The organism is Streptomyces sp. NPDC001970, from assembly GCF_053594115.1.
The window spans coordinates 138874-156307 of record NZ_JBSFDW010000021.1; the positions used below are offsets into that span (position 1 = coordinate 138874).

18 protein-coding genes and 1 pseudogene are annotated in these 17434 nt (G+C 71.8%); 13 read left to right on the forward strand and 6 right to left on the reverse strand.

Going from position 1 to position 17434, the window contains the following annotated elements; genetic code table 11:
- The first annotated feature begins 51 nt into the window (after window positions 1–51).
- A complete protein-coding gene (locus ACWCP0_RS24615; protein ID WP_451080959.1) occupies window positions 52–702 on the forward strand; it encodes a thymidine kinase in 651 nt (216 codons plus the stop codon).
- Window positions 703–783: 81 nt separating this feature from the next.
- Here ACWCP0_RS24615 and ACWCP0_RS24620 read toward each other — a convergent pair whose 3' ends face one another.
- A complete protein-coding gene (locus ACWCP0_RS24620; protein WP_451080960.1) occupies window positions 784–1560 on the reverse strand; it encodes a VOC family protein in 777 nt (258 codons plus the stop codon).
- A 233-nt stretch (window positions 1561–1793) separates the two neighbouring features.
- Between ACWCP0_RS24620 and ACWCP0_RS24625 the strand changes: the two genes are divergently transcribed.
- Window positions 1794–2630 carry a sulfurtransferase gene (locus tag ACWCP0_RS24625; RefSeq protein ID WP_451080961.1) on the forward strand — a complete coding sequence of 279 codons (837 nt, stop codon included), beginning with the start codon at window positions 1794–1796 and terminating at the stop codon, window positions 2628–2630.
- Window positions 2631–3192: 562 nt separating this feature from the next.
- Here ACWCP0_RS24625 and sepH read toward each other — a convergent pair.
- Window positions 3193–4248 carry a septation protein SepH gene (gene sepH, locus ACWCP0_RS24630; RefSeq protein WP_451080962.1) on the reverse strand — a complete coding sequence of 352 codons (1056 nt, stop codon included), beginning with the start codon at window positions 4246–4248 and terminating at the stop codon, window positions 3193–3195.
- 549 nt (window positions 4249–4797) lie between these two features.
- Between sepH and ACWCP0_RS24635 the strand changes: the two are divergent.
- A pseudogene (locus ACWCP0_RS24635) lies at window positions 4798–5208 on the forward strand (hypothetical protein); the annotation flags it as partial.
- 329 nt (window positions 5209–5537) lie between these two features.
- On the opposite strand, the gene ACWCP0_RS24640 reads toward ACWCP0_RS24635, so the two are convergent.
- Complete coding sequence (locus tag ACWCP0_RS24640; protein ID WP_451080963.1) at window positions 5538–6860, reverse strand: D-arabinono-1,4-lactone oxidase; 1323 nt, start codon at window positions 6858–6860, stop codon at window positions 5538–5540.
- The gene (locus tag ACWCP0_RS24645) at window positions 6817–8061 is read right to left on the reverse strand and encodes an MFS transporter (protein ID WP_451080964.1); all 1245 of its coding nucleotides are present in this window, start codon (window positions 8059–8061) and stop codon (window positions 6817–6819) included. The genes ACWCP0_RS24640 and ACWCP0_RS24645 overlap by 44 nt, the downstream gene beginning before the upstream one ends.
- 108 nt (window positions 8062–8169) lie before the next feature.
- Between ACWCP0_RS24645 and ACWCP0_RS24650 the strand changes: the two genes are divergently transcribed.
- Both ACWCP0_RS24650 and ACWCP0_RS24655 read left to right on the forward strand, forming a co-directional pair.
- A complete protein-coding gene (locus ACWCP0_RS24650; protein WP_451080965.1) occupies window positions 8170–9312 on the forward strand; it encodes a ferrochelatase in 1143 nt (380 codons plus the stop codon).
- Between the two features lie 8 nt (window positions 9313–9320).
- Window positions 9321–10121, forward strand: a complete 801-nt coding sequence (locus ACWCP0_RS24655) for an inositol monophosphatase family protein (protein WP_451080966.1) — start codon at window positions 9321–9323, stop codon at window positions 10119–10121.
- A gap of 308 nt (window positions 10122–10429) precedes the next feature.
- On the opposite strand, the gene ACWCP0_RS24660 is transcribed toward ACWCP0_RS24655, so the two are convergent.
- Window positions 10430–10603: a hypothetical protein gene (locus ACWCP0_RS24660; RefSeq protein WP_451080967.1), complete on the reverse strand. Its 174-nt coding sequence runs from the start codon at window positions 10601–10603 to the stop codon at window positions 10430–10432.
- A 332-nt stretch (window positions 10604–10935) separates the two neighbouring features.
- Between ACWCP0_RS24660 and ACWCP0_RS24665 the strand changes: the two genes are divergently transcribed.
- From ACWCP0_RS24665 to ACWCP0_RS24680, 4 genes are all read left to right on the forward strand, one after another.
- Window positions 10936–11589, forward strand: coding sequence for a response regulator transcription factor (locus ACWCP0_RS24665; protein ID WP_451080968.1), 654 nt, complete (start codon window positions 10936–10938; stop codon window positions 11587–11589).
- 3 nt (window positions 11590–11592) lie between these two features.
- Window positions 11593–12831 carry a sensor histidine kinase gene (locus ACWCP0_RS24670; RefSeq protein ID WP_451080969.1) on the forward strand — a complete coding sequence of 413 codons (1239 nt, stop codon included), beginning with the start codon at window positions 11593–11595 and terminating at the stop codon, window positions 12829–12831.
- Between the two features lie 449 nt (window positions 12832–13280).
- Window positions 13281–13577 carry a DUF4193 domain-containing protein gene (locus ACWCP0_RS24675; RefSeq protein WP_166632484.1) on the forward strand — a complete coding sequence of 99 codons (297 nt, stop codon included), beginning with the start codon at window positions 13281–13283 and terminating at the stop codon, window positions 13575–13577.
- A gap of 8 nt (window positions 13578–13585) precedes the next feature.
- Complete coding sequence (locus tag ACWCP0_RS24680; RefSeq protein ID WP_451080970.1) at window positions 13586–14542, forward strand: hypothetical protein; 957 nt, start codon at window positions 13586–13588, stop codon at window positions 14540–14542.
- A gap of 30 nt (window positions 14543–14572) precedes the next feature.
- Here the strand turns inward: ACWCP0_RS24680 and ACWCP0_RS24685 are convergent, their stop codons facing one another.
- Window positions 14573–15067: a DUF3093 domain-containing protein gene (locus ACWCP0_RS24685; protein WP_451080971.1), complete on the reverse strand. Its 495-nt coding sequence runs from the start codon at window positions 15065–15067 to the stop codon at window positions 14573–14575.
- 58 nt (window positions 15068–15125) lie between these two features.
- Here ACWCP0_RS24685 and ACWCP0_RS24690 point away from each other — a divergent pair, with 58 nt between their 5' ends.
- The 4 genes from ACWCP0_RS24690 to ACWCP0_RS24705 all read left to right on the forward strand — a co-directional run.
- Window positions 15126–15701 (forward strand): PaaI family thioesterase, encoded by a 576-nt coding sequence (locus tag ACWCP0_RS24690; protein WP_451080972.1) that lies wholly within the window; start codon window positions 15126–15128, stop codon window positions 15699–15701.
- Complete coding sequence (dut, locus tag ACWCP0_RS24695) at window positions 15701–16228, forward strand: dUTP diphosphatase (RefSeq protein WP_351236505.1); 528 nt, start codon at window positions 15701–15703, stop codon at window positions 16226–16228. The genes ACWCP0_RS24690 and dut overlap by 1 nt, the downstream gene beginning before the upstream one ends.
- 1 nt (window position 16229) lies before the next feature.
- On the forward strand, window positions 16230–17000 hold the full coding sequence (locus tag ACWCP0_RS24700) for a DUF3710 domain-containing protein (protein ID WP_451080973.1): 771 nt from the start codon (window positions 16230–16232) through the stop codon (window positions 16998–17000).
- 126 nt (window positions 17001–17126) lie between these two features.
- Window positions 17127–17434 (forward strand): ATP-binding cassette domain-containing protein (locus tag ACWCP0_RS24705; protein ID WP_451080974.1); only part of this gene is annotated, 308 nt, incomplete at its 3' end.

Below are 17434 nucleotides of genomic sequence, written 5' to 3' on the forward strand. Positions count from 1 at the left end.
GCACCTCACCCTCGCCCCTCGACCACACAACGGAAAGGCCGTCACATCCTCATGTCCGAGCTGGTGTTCTTCTCCGGAACGATGGACTGCGGAAAGAGCACCTTGGCGCTCCAGATCGAGCACAACCGTTCGGCCCGTGGCCTGCAAGGTGTGATCTTCACCCGTGACGACCGGGCGGGCGAGGGCAAGCTCTCGTCGAGGCTGGGGCTCGTCACCGAAGCCGTCGAGATCACGGAGGGTATGGATGTGTACGCGTACCTCGTCGACCACATGACCCGCGGGGGCAAGGCGGACTACCTGATCGTGGACGAGGCGCAGTTCCTGGCCCCCGGGCAGATAGACCAGCTCGCCCGGATCGTGGACGACCTGGGGCTGGACGTCTTCGCCTTCGGCATCACCACCGACTTCCGCACGAAGCTCTTCCCCGGCTCGCAACGGCTGATCGAGTTGGCGGATCGCATCGAGACCCTGCAGGTCGAGGCCATGTGCTGGTGCGGCGCCCGCGCCACCCACAACGCCCGGACGGTGGGCGGTGAGATGGTCGTGGAGGGTGAACAGGTCGTTGTCGGCGACGTGAACCGGCCGGCGGAGGAGGTCGGCTACGAGGTGCTGTGCCGACGCCACCACCGACGCCGTATGACGAGCGCGTCGGCCCGCGCGGGCGTGCTGTCCCCGGACGTCCTGCCGGTGACGCCCGCCTGAGCGCTCCTGACGCACCCGGATCGGCCGCGGTCATCCGGTCACGGCCGGTGGTCGGACCGCCGTCGCTGCTCCCGCCCCGCGCTACCGGCGTGGGGTGCTCCGCACGATCGTGAAGACCGCGCCCTCCGGATCCGCCACCGTCGCAATCCGCCCGCTCGTGCCCTCGCGCGGCTCGTGCAGCACGTGCCCGCCGAGGTCCACCACCAGTGCGGCCGTCTCGTCGGCGTCCTCGACCTCGAAGTACGTCATCCAGTGCGAGCCCCTGTCGCGGGGCAGGGTGTTGCCGACCCCGTGCAGGGACGCCACCGGGCGGCCCTCCAGGTGCAAGGTCAGATAGTCGAAGTCGGCGGAGACCACCGGCTCCACGTCGTAACCGAAGACGGACTGGTAGAACTTGCTGACCGACGAGGTCTCCCGCGTCACCAGCTCGTGCCAGACCGGGGTGCCGTGCGTGCCGAACAGGGCGATGCCGGCGTGCGCCGCCGCCTGCCACACCCCGAAGACCGCGCCCTCCGGGTCCGCGGCGATCGCCAGCCGGCCCGCGTCCGCCGCGTCCAGCGGCCCGACGCCGACCGTGCCGCCGCACATCCTGATCTGTTCGGCGGTCTCGTCCGCGTCGTCGGTGGCCATGTACGTCGTCCAGGCGATCGGCAGATGACGGTCGGGCGGGAGCTGACCGATGCCCGCGACCTCCTTGCCGTCGATCAGCGCGCGGACGTAGGGGCCGAGCTGCTGCGGGCCGGGGACGAAGTCCCAGCCGAACAGCGCCCGGTAGAAGTCCTGTGTCGCGGCAAGTCCGTGCACCATCAGGCTCACCCAGCAGGGCGTGCCGAGTCTGCGCCGAGTCGCCTCGGTCATCGTCACTCTCTCCTCGGACGATCGTCGTGGCCGTGCGGCGGGGGGACCGGATGCGGGCCGTCGTACGTCGGCGACCCTGTGCCCGTGCAGATGCTTGCACCTACGGACGTGCCCCGCGCCCCGGCCGCGCCGCAATTCCGGGGATCCCACATGGAGAGGATGCCCGTTTCGGCTTCGCCCATCCGTTCCGCCGTCGTTTCGGGCACGCCGTGCCCTGCGCGAGGATGGCTCCTATGACCCCCATCATCACCGCAACAGAACTCGCGAGCGAGTCGGCCGCGCCGCGGCCGCCGGTGCTCCTCGACGTCCGCTGGCAGCTGGGCGGCCCGCCGGGACGCCCCGCGTACGAGGCCGGGCATCTGCCCGGTGCCGTGTACGTCGACCTCGACAGCGAACTGGCAGGTCCGCCGGGAGCGGGCGGCCGGCATCCGCTGCCCGACGTGGCGGCCTTCGGCGCGGTGATGCGGCGCGCGGGAGTGTCGGGCTCCACGCCGGTCGTGGTGTACGACGGCGGCCAGGGCTGGGCGGCGGCGCGGGCGTGGTGGCTGCTGCGGTGGACGGGCCACGAGGACGTACGGGTCCTGGACGGAGGCCTCGCGGCCTGGGACGGCCCGCTGACCACGGAGATCCCCGCTCCGGAGCCGGGCGACTTCGCTCCGGCACCGGGTGCCCTGCCCCTGCTCGACGCGGACGGCGCGGCGGCCCTGGCCCGCTCCGGGGTGCTGCTGGACGCCCGGGCAGCCGAGCGCTACCGCGGCGATGTCGAGCCCATCGACCGGGTCGGCGGCCACATCCCGGGCGCGGTCTCGGCGCCGACGACGGAGAACGTCACCCCGGGAGCCACCACGTTCCTCCCTGCGGGTGACCTGATCGCCCGCTACAAGCGCCTGGGCGCGTCGGAGGCCCCCGAGGTCGGTGTCTACTGCGGCTCGGGTGTCTCCGGTGCCCACGAGGTCCTGGCACTGGAGATCGCGGGCATCCGGGCCGCGCTGTACGCAGGCTCCTGGTCGGAATGGTCCGCCGACCCCACCCGCCCGGTCGCCACGGGCCCGGACCCTGACCCGCGGTAGGTCGGGCGGGGTCACCCCGTGCCGGGTCTGACCCGCGGTAGGTCGGGCGGGGTCACCCTGTGCCGGGTCTGACCCGCGGTAGGTCGGGCGGGGTCACCCTGTGCCGGGTCTGACCCGCGGTAGGTCGGGCGGGGTCACCCCGTGCCGGGTCTGACCCGCGGTAGGTCGGGCGGGGTCACCCCGTGCCGGGTCTGGCGCCGGGGGGTCTGTCGGGGTCACCCCGTGCCCGGTCTGGCGCCGGGGGGTCTGTCGGGGTTGACCCGTGCCGGGTCGGTTGCCGTCCGGGGCCGCCCCGGGGCTCGTGTTCCGGACTGCGGTCCTCACCGCGCTTCGCGCGGGTTGCGGGTGCTTCGACGTCCGGAGCACCAACCCTGCGCGTCCCCGGGGAGGGCCTGCGCGTCCCCGGGGAAGGGCAGCGGCTGGTCGCTCGCCCCGGCGGTCGGTGGACAGTCGTTCCTCCCCGAGCTGCGCTCGGTTCGCCTGCCCGAAGGGCTGTCCGGGAGGGTGGGCACGAACGACCCGCCGTCCCGCACCCGGGTGTCAATCCGGGGCGGTGCGGCGGCTAGTCCTGCTTCTTCCGGCGCGTGCCGAACACGATCTCGTCCCAGCTCGGCACCGCCGCCCGGCGGCCCGGGCGGACGCCGTCCGCCTCGGCCTGGCGGTCGGTCGTGCCGGTGAGCCGGTCGCGGTGGCCGCTGACGGACCGGGGCATGAGCACGTCCGCGTACGCGGAGCCCGCACCGGCCGAGGCCGCGGGCGCCGGCGGTTCCTCGGCGTCGGGCTCCTGGGCCGCGGGGTCGGTCGCGGACGGGTCGACCGTGGCGGGGCGGTCCGGGACCACCATGTCGCCGCGGAAGCTCGGAACCGCTTCGAGGAGGCTGGTCAGGGAGTCGCGCTCGCGCTCGCCCTCGTCCGGCTCGGGCGCCGGGATCGGCGTCGGCCGCTCCAGGGCGCGGTCGAGCCCACGGTCGAGCGGCCGGTCCCGCGGCAGCCGGGCGATGCGCGGCACGAACGGGAAGCTCGGCTCCTGTGCGATCGCGATGGCGTCGTCGGTCTCACCGATCAGCGCACGTGCCTCGTCGTCGACGGCCTGGACGAGCCGCCGCGGCGGGTCGTAGGTCCAGCTCGCCGAGTGCGGCTCACCCGCGACCCGGTAGACCAGCAGCACCTCCCAGGTGCCGTCGTCGCGGCGCCAGGAGTCCCACTGCGCGGTGTCCTTCTCGGCGCCGCGCAGCAGCAGCCGCTCCTGCACCGCCTCGCCGAGCTGCGGTCCCGCGTTCTCCCCGGGGCGCCGCACGGGAGTCTTGCGCGCCCGCTCCGCCATGAACGCGCGCTCAGCGAGCACGGGGCCCTCGAAGCGCCGCACCCGGTCGACCGGGATACCGGCGAGCTGGGCGACCTCCTCGGCGGAGGCGCCTGCTCGTATACGCGCCTGGATGTCGCGGGGGCGGAGGTGGCTCTCCACCTCGATCTCGATCTGGCCGAGGCGGGCACGGTCGTTGCGCACCGCAGCGCGCAGTCGCTCGTCAATCGGAAGCGTGTACTCCGTGTTGTCCGCAGCCTTCAGCACCAGTCGTGTGCCGTCGTTGGAGACGGCCACGACACGCAGTTCGGGCATGGGGACCTCCCGGGTGGTGCCTGCCGACGTCACGTGCGTCGCTGCTTCCGCTAGTCGAGTGTGGCCTGCCCGGGTGCAGCCTGCCACAACCTTGCCGAGTTGCCCGGCGTGTCGGGCAAGGGCCCTGGATCGCCGTTATGGCACGGTTACCTATTTGCAACGCAGCGTGACGAGGTTCGTCACTCTGTGCAGCAGGCGCCCGTGCGGTGCCGCGGCGCCGCCGGTTCGAGTGCCGCTTTCGGCCCCCTCCCGTAAGCCCGGACGCCCGCGAGGGAGACCGGTCCCAGGGCTCGCCACAGTACTCCATTCGGGCCACGGGGGTGGACCGGCGCGCCGCCGAACTTGTCTCGGGCGGCGGGAGTTGGGTCCGTGTACCCCGAATCCAGGGTGGCAGGCTTCACAGAATCGCCTGAACCGGAACTAATCGCTTCGCCTATATGTCCCTTCCTGGTGCACGGTGGGACAGATGGGTGACAGAGGCTGGAGAGGGACCGGAAGAGGCACGGAGACGAGCGGACGACGGCACAACAGAAGGAGCAACGGCTCGATCTGAGCGTCCCCCAGGTCGCGGGTAGCGCACTCGCAGCGGTCGCGGCCGCGTGTGCTCGCCTCCCAGCTCGGCGCGTACGGAACCATCGTCGTCGCCGGCGTGGTCAGCGTCGCCGCGACGTGCGGGAGCCCGGTCCTCCAGCACCTGTTCCGGCGTACCGGCGAACAGCTCCGCGACGCCGCCACGTCCCGCGCACCGATGCATGAGCCTCACGAGGCATCTCCCGTAGGGGAGTTCGGCGAGGCGACGACGTACGGCACCCGTGTACGGGCCGGAAACGGTCCGTGCCGGCGGCAGTTGTCGTCTTCGCGGTGGCGATGCTCGGCATCTCCGCGTACGAACTCGCCTCGGGCAAGGACCTGAGCGGCGGCACGGGCACGACGGTCGGCTCGGTCGTGCGCGGCGGTGGTGAGCGCGGCGGCGAGAACTCCGCGCCGAGGCCGACCCCCTCGGACGGGACGCCGGACGCCCCGCAGCAGAGCCGGAACACGAACCGGGGCCAGGAGCAGGAGCAGGAGCGGAACGGTGGGCAGGGCTCGGCGCCGGACAGTGACTCCCGCGATGCGAGCCCCCGGCGCAACCCGGGAGCGCGAGGGCACGGAGACGGGCGGCGGCCAGGGCGACGGGAAAGCGGGTGGGAGCCCGCCCCCGGCGCCTCGACCCCGTCCGCCGGGGACCCGCAGTCCGCGACGCCCAGCACCCCGCCGACCCCTTCCGTCTCCGCGGAAACGGGCGCGTCCTAGGCGCCCAGCACCCGCCGCAGATAGTCGTTCCCGAACACCCGATCGGGATCCAGTCGGTCCCGCAGTGCCGTGAACTCGCCGAAGCGCGGATACACGCCCTCGAAGTACTCCGCGTCGCGCGTGTGGATCTTGCCCCAGTGCGGCCGGCCGCCGTGCGCGGTCATGATCCGCTCGACCGCGGTGAAGTAGGAGCGGTACGGAGTGCCCTTGTACATGTGCACCGCGATGTACGCGCTCTCGCGGCCCGCGGCCGTCGACAGCGTGATGTCGTCCGCCGGGGCGGTCCGCACCTCGACCGGGAAGCTGATCCGCAGCGGTGAGCGGTCGATCATGGCCTTCACCTCGCGCAGGGCCTCGACCGCCACTGCCCTCGGAAGGGCGTATTCCATCTCGACGAAGCGCACCCGGCGGGGACTTGTGAAGACCTTGTAGGGAATGTCCGTGTACGTACGGGCGGACAGGGCCCGGCTTGCCAGCCTCGCGATGGACGGGATGGTCGCGGGCACCGCCCGGCCGAGCGAATTGACCACCTGGAACAGCCCGTTGGAGAGCAGCTCGTCCTCGATCCAGCCGCTGACGGCGCCGGGCGGGGCGGCGGGGCCTGCGCTGCGGTTGTTGCGCTTGGTGTTGCAGTTGCCCGTGTGAGGGAACCAGTAGAACTCGAAGTGTTCGTTCTCCGCGTGCAGCTCGTCGAACTCGGCCGTCACCCGGTCGAAGGACATCGGCTCCTCGCGGGCCGTGAGCAGGAAGAGCGGCTCCACGGCGAAAGTGATCGCGCTGACGACCCCCAGTGCGCCGAGGCCGATGCGTGCGGCCGCGAAGACCTCCGGATTCTCCTTCTCGGAGCAGCGCAGCACCGAGCCGTCCGCCGTGATCAGCTCAAGGCCCCTGATCCGGGCGGCGATCGAGGCCGAGTCCCGGCCGGTGCCGTGCGTCCCGGTGCTGGTCGCGCCGGCGACCGTCTGTTCCATGATGTCGCCCATGTTCGTGAGCGAGAGATCCTCACGGGCGAGCGCGGCGTTGAGCCGCTTCAGGGGCGTACCGGCCTCGACGGTCACCGCCATCGCCGTACGGTCGATCTCACGGATGCCGGTGAGCAGATCGGGCCGTATCAGTACGCCGTCGGTCGCCGCGATCGACGTGAACGAGTGGCCCGCACCGACCGTCTTGACCCGCAGGCCGTCCTCGGCGGCCCGGCGCACCGCCGCGGCCAGCTCGTCGGCCGTGGCGGGGGAGACCTCCCGTACCGGGCGGGCCGCCACCGTCCCGGCCCAGTTACGCCACGCGTTCCCCGTCATGGTCCTGGATGTGCCCGTCATCCCGCCCCTCCCGCGTCGGCACCGGCCTGCGCAGCCGGCGGTACCCCAGGAACGCGACCACGACCGCGAGCGCTCCCGCCACCGCGGGCACCGCGTACGCAGCACCGGCCCCGTACTCGTCCACCACCCATCCCGAGGCCGACAAGCCGAGTGACACACCGACCGCGAGCCCGGTACCCGTCCAGGTCATGCCCTCGGTCAGCTTGGTGCGTGGTACGTGCGCTTCGACGAGGGCCATCGTCGTCACCATCGTCGGCGCGATGGCCAGGCCCGCGACAAAGAGCGCCACGGCCAGGACCACTAGATTCCCGGCCAGTTGGAGGGGGATCATACTCACGGCCATCGCACAGACACCCAGTACCCACCTGCGGGCCGGGTCACCCTTGAGATGGAGCAGGCCGAAGACCGCTCCGGCCAGGCAGGAGCCCAGGGCGTACACCGCCAGCACCAGGCTCGACGCCGCCTTGTTGCCCTGCTCCTCGGCGAAGGCCACCGTCACCACGTCCACCGAGCCGAAGATCGCGCCCGTGGCGACGAACGTGGCGACGAGCACCTGCAGACCGGGGGAGCGGAGCGCGGAACCCTTGCTCGCCTGCGTGCGCGGGTGCGGTACCGGCTCGGTGGCGCGCTGCGCCGTCAGCCACACGACGCCGATCACGAGGAACACGGTGGCGAGCAGCGGGCCGGCCTCCGGGAACCAGACCGTGGACAGTCCGATGGAGACGATCGGGCCGACGATGAAGCACACCTCGTCGATGATCGACTCGAACGCGTACGCCGTGTGCAGTTCGCGCGTCGAGCCCTGGTGGATCTCGGCCCAGCGGGCCCGGGTCATCGCTCCGACGGCCGGAATGCAGCCGGCGCATGCGGTGAAGGCGAAGAGGGTCCAGTTGGGCGCGCCCTGCTGCGCGCAGACGAGGAGTCCCGCGACCGCCGCGACCGACACCAGCAGGGCGGGGCGGAGCACCCGGCGCTGACCGTGCCGGTCGACCAAGCGGGACACCTGGGGCCCGAGCACCGCCGCCGAGAGCGCGAGCGTCGCGGAGAGCCAGCCCGCGAGGCTGTAGCGCCCCGTCAGCTGGGAAACCATGACGACGATGCCGACGCCCATCATGGACAGCGGCATACGGCCGAGGAGGCCTGCGGCGGAGAACGCCACGGTGCCGGGGGCGGCGAAGATCGCGCGGTAAGGACTGGGCAAGGGGGCGCTCCGTAAGGAATGTCAGTGGCCGGTACAGCTTACGGGTTAGGTAAGCCTTACTTCCATGCGGTTTCCCGCCTGTCGGAGGCGGGTGGGAGGATCGGCACCATGGCCGAACAGTTCGATCCCGCTCCCCGCGACCCAGCTCCCTACGACGCTCTGCTGCTGCTGTCCTTCGGCGGTCCCGAGGGCCCGGACGACGTGGTCCCGTTCCTGGAGAACGTGACGCGTGGCCGCGGCATCCCCAAGGAGCGGCTCAAGGAAGTCGGTCGGCACTACTTCCTGTTCGGCGGCGTCAGCCCGATCAACGGCCAGAACCGCGAGCTGCTCGACGCGCTCCGCAAGGACTTCGCGGGCGCCGGCCTCGACCTGCCGGTCTACTGGGGCAACCGGAACTGGGCGCCGTATCTGACCGACACGCTGCGGGAGATGGTCCTGGACGGGCGCCGGCACGTGGCGGTGCTCGCGACCAGTGCGTACGCCTCGTACTCGGGCTGCCGGCAGTACCGGGAGAATCTGGCGGACGCGCTCGCGACGCTGGAGGCGGAAGGGCTGCCGCTGCCGCGCGTCGACAAGCTGCGGCACTACTTCAACCACCCCGGGTTCATCGGCCCCATGGTGGACGGCGTGCTCGCCTCGCTGGCGGACCTGCCCGAGGACGTACGGGCCGGGGCGCACCTGGCCTTCACCACCCACTCCATCCCCGAGTCCGCCGCGGACGCCTCCGGGCCGGTGTGGGAGCACGGCGAGGGCGGGGCGTACGTGAAGCAGCACCGCGACGTCGCACGGGTGATCGCCGATGCCGTGCGGGACGAGACGGGGATCGAGCACCCCTGGCGGCTCGTGTACCAGTCGCGCAGCGGGGCGCCGCACATTCCGTGGCTGGAGCCGGACATCTGCGACCACGTGGAGGAGCTGGACGGGGCCGGGGTGCCGGCGGTCGTGATGGTGCCGATCGGTTTCGTCTCGGACCACATGGAGGTCCTGTACGACCTGGACACGGAGGCCACGGCGAAGGCCGCCGAGCTGGGACTGCCGGTGCGGCGCTCGGCGACGGTCGGCGCGGACCCGCGGTTCGCGGCGGCGATCCGGGACCTGGTGCTGGAGCGGGCGGCGACCGTGCGCGGGGCCGTCGTGGAGCGGTGCGCGCTCGGGGCACTCGGCCCCTCGCACCATCTGTGCCCGATCGGCTGCTGCCCGGCCCGCAGCGAACGGCCCGCGGCTGCGGGCGCCGACAGTCCGTACGCGTAAGGAGCGCCGTGACCGACCGACTGCTGGACGAACTCCTCTCCCTGGCCCTGGAGGCGGGGCGCAGGGCCGGAGAGCTGCTGCGCGACGGGCGGCCCGACGACCTTGCCGTGGCCGCGACCAAGTCGAGCCCCATCGACGTGGTCACCGAGATGGACATCGCGGCCGAGAAACTGATCACCGGTTTCCTGGCCGGACACCGGCCCGACGACGGCTTCCTCGGTGAGGAAGGCGCCTCCACGGAGGGGACCAGCGGCATCCGCTGGGTCATCGATCCGCTGGACGGCACCGTCAACTACCTGTACGGACTGCCGACCTGGGCGGTGTCCATCGCGGCCGAGCGGGACGGCGAGACGGTCGTCGGTGTCGTCGAGGCGCCGATGCGGGGTGAGACGTTCCGCGCCGTGCTCGGCGGCGGCGCCCACTGCGGAGACCGGCGGCTGCGCTGCAGGCCCGCGCCCCCGCTGGACCAGGCGCTGGTCTCGACCGGCTTCAACTACGTCCAGTCCGTCCGCAGCCACCAGGCCGACGTCGCCCAGCGGCTGATCCCCCGCCTCCGCGACATCCGCCGCAGCGGCTCGGCGGCCGTCGACCTGTGCGACGTCGCCGCGGGCCGTCTCGACGGCTACTACGAGCGCGGCCTCAATCCCTGGGACCTCGCGGCCGGCGACCTCATCGCCCGCGAGGCGGGCGCCCTCACCGGCTCCCGCCCGGGCGAGCCGCCGTCCGGAGATCTGGCGATCGCCGCGTCGCCCGGCGTCTTCGAACCGCTGCAGCGCATCCTCGACGACCTGGGCGCCTGGCACGACTGACGCCGTGCCCGCGGCGGGGCCACTCCCCGCCCCGCCCCTTCCCGAACCGAGGCGTTCGCCCCGGACCCCCGGCTCTGTCCCCCGGCACCGCCCGGTGTGCCCGGGTGTCCGCCCTCAATTGCCGGACGGGCTCCGAAGGAGCCCCCTGAAACGGTGTCCATGGGCAGGGCACCGATGCGGTGCCCATGGGCGGGGCGGGGGCTGCATCGATGTACGGCTTCGCCGCGTGGGCCCGCCGCAGGCGCGAGGCGCCGCATGCGCGAGGGCCCGACGCCGGGACAAGCCGGCGTCGGGCCCTCGCGTACGTGTCAGACGCTCGCGGCGCCGACTTCCACGCCGTGCTCGGCGGCGAGGCGGTGCAGGTCGTCCAGCTCGGCCTGCTCGACCTCCGCCAGGAAGTCGTCGCCCGTTTCGCGAGCCCGCGTGAGGTCGGTCTCCGCGGCCCTGATGCGCTGCAGGAGTCCTGCGGTGAATGCGTCCATGGTTGCGCCCCCTCGTCGTGGGTCGGTGGCACGGGGGTGTGCCTACGGCGGGTTGATCACGCTCCCTCCCTGGGGGACAGAGAGCGGGGTGTGGCAAGCCACATGCATGGCGTGATCGTGGGTGTGCAGTCGTCCTCCCCAGGGTCAACCGCGGAGAAACCTCAACTCCACCGGGAATCCGTTGCATTCCCGGTGCCCCTGGGGGTGCTGCTCCGCCTTACATCCGGTTTACGCGCGTAAGGGGCAGGATGGAGGCACACATCAGTGCCAGCCATCACTACCACCTGCCCTGATTCACGGGATCGGGCAGGCCCAGAGGAAGGACCAGCCACGTGCGCGTACTCGTCGTCGAGGACGAGCAGCTGCTCGCCGATGCGGTGGCCACCGGACTGCGCCGGGAGGCCATGGCCGTCGACGTCGTGTACGACGGCGCCGCTGCCCTGGAGCGCATCGGGGTGAACGACTACGACGTGGTCGTCCTCGACCGTGACCTGCCGCTCGTCCACGGCGACGACGTCTGCCGCAAGATCGTCGAGTTGGGCATGCCCACCCGCGTTCTGATGCTCACCGCGTCCGGTGACGTCAGTGACCGCGTCGAGGGCCTGGAGCTCGGTGCCGACGACTACCTTCCGAAGCCGTTCGCGTTCACCGAACTCATCGCCCGCGTGCGCGCCCTCGGGCGCCGTACGACCGTCCCGCTGCCGCCCGTCCTGGAGCGCGCCGGCATCAAGCTGGACCCGAACCGCCGCGAGGTCTTCCGCGACGGCAAGGAGATCCAGCTCGCCCCCAAGGAGTTCGCCGTGCTGGAGGTGCTCATGCGCAGCGAGGGCGCGGTGGTCTCGGCCGAGCAGCTGCTCGAGAAGGCGTGGGACGAGAACACCGACCCGTTCACCAACGTCGTCCGGGTCACCGTCATGACCCTGCGCCGCAAGCTCGGCGAGCCGCCCGTGATCGTCACGGTCCCCGGCTCCGGCTACCGGATCTGACCCGTGGCCACCGCACCCGCGCCCCCCACGGCGCCCCCGAAACCCACCTGGGACCCCAGAGAGCCCGCCGGCCCGCTGCTGCGCCCGACCATCCGGATACGGCTCACGCTGCTGTACGGCGGAATGTTCCTGATCGCGGGCATCCTGCTGCTCTCGATCATCTATCTGCTGACCGCCCAGGCACTGCACGCCGGCAACGAGATGCCGTTCAAGCTGCTGCCCGACAGCAAGGTCGAGCTGACCAGCAACGCCTGCCCGGCATTGAAGTTCGGGCTGACCGCCGACCAGGCCAACGCAGCTCTCAAGGTCTGCTTCGCCGAGCAGCGCCAGCACGCCCTGGACGACCTCCTCACCCGCTCTCTCTTCGCCCTCGTCGGCCTCAGTGTCATCGCCTTCGCCTTCGGCTACGCCATGGCAGGCCGGGTCCTCTCCCCGCTCGGCAAGATCACCCGCACCGCGCGCCGTGTGGTCGGCTCCGACCTCACCCGGCGGATCGAGCTGGACGGCCCGGACGACGAGCTGAAGGAGCTCGCCGACACCTTCGACGAGATGCTGGAGCGGCTCGAGCGGGCCTTCACGGCGCAGCAGCGGTTCGTGGCCAACGCCTCGCACGAGCTGCGCACTCCGCTGGCGATCAACCGCACCCTGCTGGAGGTCCACCTCTCGGATCCTTCGGCCCCGGACGAGCTGCGTCAGCTCGGCAAGACGCTGCTGGCCACCAACGAGCGCAGCGAGCAGCTCGTGGAGGGCCTGCTGCTGCTCGCCCGCAGCGACAACCAGATCGTCGAGCGCAAGCCCGTCGACCTGGCCGAGGTCGCCACGCGGGCCGTCGACCAGGCCCGCAGTGAGGCCGAGGCGAAGGGCGTGGAGTTCCGCGGCCGGCGCGCACCCGTCATCGTGCAGGGCAACGGGGTCCTGCTGGAGCGGATCGCCCTGAACCTCGTGCAGAACGCCGTGCGCTACAACGTGCCGGAGGGCGGCTGGGTGGAGGTCACCACCGAGCTCGTGCACGGCCAGGCGGTGCTGGTGGTGTCCAACACGGGCCCGGTCGTCCCGGCGTACGAGATCGACAATCTGTTCGAGCCCTTCCGGCGGCTGCGCCAGGCGCGGACGGGCAGTGACAAGGGCGTCGGTCTCGGCCTGTCGATCGCGCGCTCAGTTGCGCGCGCCCACGGGGGCCGTATCATCGCGGAGCCGCGCGAGGGCGGCGGGCTCGTGATGCGTGTGACTCTGCCGGTCTGACGTGCCGGTCCCAATGCCGCCCCCACCGCTGCCGGCCGATCGTCGGCCGGTGACGGGCGGCAAAGGCCGAAGATTTTTTCTGTTCGCTTTACGCGGAATTTTCGGGACTCGTACCCGCAAAGTCCGTGTGTGATCGATCACAAGGGCGAATTTTCGGCCATCTACTCTCCGTGATCAAGAATCTGTCGGAAAGCCGGTAAAAGTCCGGGTTTCCAGGGGTCCGGATCACGGGAAGTACACGGGGTGGCGCCCGTGAAGTGCGACATTCGGACCGTGTACGGTCCCGATCGCCATCCAACCCGATCACTCTTGAGGGGTCCGGTTGGGTGTCGATTGAGTAACAGACCTTGATGTGAGGCAAAATCTCCGCCTCGGGTCGGGCACAAGTCCGGCCTCTTACGCGTTACGTGCGCTGGAGACACCGCAGACACCCAGAGGGGGAGAGGTACATGGCAACGGATTACGACACCCCACGCAAGACCGATGACGACCTCAACGAGGACAGCATCGAAGAGCTCAAGGCTCGTCGGAACGACAAGACGACGTCGACCGTCGACGTCGACGAGTTCGAGGCCGCCGAAGGTCTGGAGCTGCCCGGAGCCGACCTCTCGAACGAGGAGCTGGCCGTCCGGGTACTGCCCAAGCAGGCCGACGAGTTCACCTGCATGAGCTGCTTCCTCGTGCACCACCGGAGCCAGCTGGCCCGTGAGAAGAACGGTCAGCCGATCTGCCGCGACTGCGACTGAGGTCCGCCGTGGCAGGCGGGACACCGCCCAGGAAACCCGGGAAGCTGCGCCGGTGGCGGAAGGGTTCCCTGGAGCCGGAAGCGCCCCAGGGCGCTCCCGGCCCGCTGGAGGGTGCCTGGGCGCCCGAGGGGTCCGGTGACGGGCACACCGGCCACCTGCCCCTTCCCGGTGACGCACGTGACGACGAGCGGGGCCTCCCGGCCTCGCTCGAGGCGGGCGCGCACGAAGGGCCCCCGGCCAGAGGCCGGCGCCTGGACGCGGTGAGGGCCGGAGTGCGCAGGAGCGGCCAGGCCGCCAGGGCCACGCTCGGCTTCGTCGCCGACCGTCTCATCGAGGTCACACCGCGCATTCCCGTGCGCGACCTCGCGACCCTGCGCGAGCAGTTCCCGGGCCTCGGCCCCGAGCAGCTCGCCGACAAGCTGATCGCGGGCGCGGCCAACGGCACGTCCGCCGTGGGCGCCGGCATCGGCGCGGCCGCCATGATGCCCGTTCCGCCCGCGCTGCCGGCCGAGCTGGCCACCGAGATCGTGGGCGTCGCCGCGATCGAGCTGAAACTCATCGCCGAGCTGCACGAGGTCTACGGGCAGCGGCCGCCCGGCAATCTCAAGGAGCGCGCCGCCGCGTATCTGAACTCCTGGTCGGAGGAGCGCGGCATCGACGTGACCAAGCCGATGACGATCAACGCCGCACTCGGCGGCCAGATGAAGCGCGAGCTGCGTCAGCAGATCATGAAGCGCATGGTCCGCAATCTGCCGAACCTGATGCCGTTCATGGTCGGCGCCGCCGTCGGAGCCGTGATGAACCGGCGGGACACCAGAAAGCTCGCCGAGCGCATCAGGAAGGACCTGCGGGCCCGCCAGGTCCCCTGGGACGCGCTGCCGGAGCTGCCCCGGCTGGAGAGGCTGGAGAAGGGGGAGTTGCCCGAGGAGCTTCCGCCCGAGCTGCGCAGACAGCTGGAGGGCTGACCACGCGCCCGCGGCGCCTGCCGCGCGGCGTCAGCCCGCCCGTACGGCGTCGAGCGCCGCCACCAGTGCCCGCGGATCCCGGGTCGAGACGTACACGTACGGTGTCGGGTCCTCCGGATCCGTGACCGTCACCCGTACCGCCGTCGGCACATAGCTGCGCAGCAGCATGTACGCGCGCGGATCCGCCTTGTACGAGCGCCAGGCCCGCGCCTCCTGCGCGTCCAGCACCTCGGCGTCGCCGAGCGCCGACACCGGGATGCGGGCATCGCCGGCGACAAGCGAGCCGGCCACCACCCGGATCCGGGCGGAGCCGTACGAACTCACCGCGGCCGCCGCGAGCGCGCCCGCGACGATCAGCCCGCCCAGCATCGGCACCGCGCCCAGCGGAAGCAGCACGAGACCGCCGGAGAGCGCCACCAGGGCGGTGATCACCCACCAGGAACGGGGGGCGGTGAGACGTTCGTCGTAGCCCGGCCCGGAGGACGGGCCGGCCGGGGAGCCGGATGGCGTGGCGGGAGGCTGCATGAATCCAAGCTTGGCACGGCGCGACCTGCGGCTGACCGCGCGGGTAAGGTCTGCGCCTGTGAGTACTGCACTGACCCCTCCGGCCGACGCCGTACCGCCGGTACGGCACCCCGACGCGCCCGCCCCGGGCGTGCTCCTCGGCGCGCACTACGAGCACTGCTTCGGCTGCGGCGGAGGACAGGCCCACGGGCTGCACCTGGAGGCGCGGGCCGGTGAAGGCGTGAGCCTCACCGCCGAGTTCACCGTCACCCCGGCCCACCAGGGCGCGCCGGGCCTCGCCCACGGCGGCGTACTGGCCACGGCGCTCGACGAGACGCTCGGCTCGCTGAACTGGCTGCTGCGGGTCGTCGCCGTGACCGGGCGGCTGGAGACCGACTTCGTCAGGCCCGTGCCCGTGGACACGGTCCTGCACCTGGAGGCCGAGGTCACCGCTGTCAGCGGCCGCAAGATCTACTCAACGGCCACCGGCCGGATCGGCGGTCCCGAGGGACCCGTCGCCGTCCGCGCCGAAGCCCTCTTCGTCGAGGTCAAGGTCGACCACTTCATCGAGAACGGCCGCCCGGCGGAGATCCAGGCCGCCATGGCGGATCCCGACCAGGTCAGGCGCGCCCGCGCCTTCGAGGTGAACCCCTGATGCGCAACCCTGTCGACGTACTGATCCGGCGTGTGGACCCGGAAGTACCGATTCCGTCATACGGACACCCGGGCGATGCCGGTGTCGATCTGGTGACCACCGTGGCCGCCGAGCTCGCACCCGGAGAGCGCACGGTGCTGCCCACGGGAGTGTCCATCGCCCTCCCCGACGGGTATGCGGCCTTCGTGCATCCGCGCTCGGGGCTGGCGGCCCGCTGTGGTCTCGCCCTCGTGAATGCCCCAGGGACGGTGGATGCCGGGTACCGTGGGGAGATCAAGGTGATCGTGGTCAATCTGGACCCGCGCGAGAGCGTGCGGTTCGAGCGGTTCGACCGGATTGCTCAACTGGTCGTCCAGCAGGTCGAGAAGGTGCGCTTCCACGAGGTGGCGGAGCTTCCCGGCTCGGCGCGGGCCGAGGGGGGCTTCGGGTCCACCGGCGGTCATGCCGCCGTGGGCGGGTCGGCCGTGGGCAGCGCACAGGGTGGGAATCGATACGCTTCGGTCGTATCCGACCGGGAAGGACAGTGACGTGTTCGGACGTCGCAAGAAGAGCGGAACCGCCGAGAAGGTGGCGGGCGAGGCCGAGCAGGTCGTCGACGAGCTCGACACGGAGGACGCGGCGGCTTCGCAGGACGCGCCGCGCCGGATGAACCTCCCGCCGGCGCCCCGGCCCGACGGCCCGTGGGACGTCTCCGAGGTCTCCAGGCCTGGCGAGGGCCGGGTGGACCTGGGCGGTCTCTTCGTGCCCGGGGTCGAGGGCATGGAGCTGCGCGTGGAGGTCGCGGGCGACGCGATCGTCGCTGCGACGGTCGTGCTGCGGGACAGCGCGGTCCAGCTGCAGGCGTTCGCCGCCCCCAAGAAGGAGGGCATCTGGGGCGAGGTCCGCGAGGAGATCGCCTCCGGCATCACCCAGCAGGGCGGCGTCATCGACGAGGTCGAGGGCCCGCTGGGCTGGGAGCTGCGGGCCCAGGTCCCGGTCCAGCTTCCGGACGGCACGGGAGGCGTGCAGCTCGTGCGCTTCGTCGGGGTCGACGGACCGCGCTGGTTCCTGCGCGGGGTGATCTCCGGGCAGGGCGCGGTGCAGCCGCAGGCGGCCGGTCTGCTGGAGCAGATCTTCCGGGACACGGTCGTGGTGCGCGGCGAAGGCCCCATGGCGCCTCGCGATCCGATCGTCCTCAAGCTGCCGAACGACGCCCAGATGGTGCCCGAGGGCGTCCAGCAGGAGGAGCAGGAGGGCTCCCGCTTCTCCGGCGGGATGGGACAGCTGCAGCGCGGCCCGGAGATCACCGAGGTGCGCTGAGGAACGTCGCGGCGGGCCGCACTCCGTTTCCGGGGTGCGGCCCGTCGGCGTTTCACCAGGGCATTGCCCGGATGCGTGCCGCTGCACATACTGGCGCCGGACCTGTTCACGACGTGGGGGGAACGCATGGCTGAGCGCTCGGGCGGACGGTCGACGCTCTCGGCGGGTGCGGCCGCCGTGGAGGAGCCCGGCCGTGGGCCGATGGTCCGTGTGGAGAACCTGCATCGCTCGTACGGCAGCGGTGCCGCCGCCGTGCATGCCCTGCGGGGGGTGTCCTTCGAGATTCCGCGCGGTGAGCTCGTCGCGCTCAAGGGCCGCTCGGGCTCCGGCAAGACCACGCTGCTCAACCTGGTCGGCGGCCTCGACAGCCCGGACGGGGGCCGCATCGTCGTCGACGGCACGGAGATCTCCGCGCTCGGCGAGGACGGCCTCCT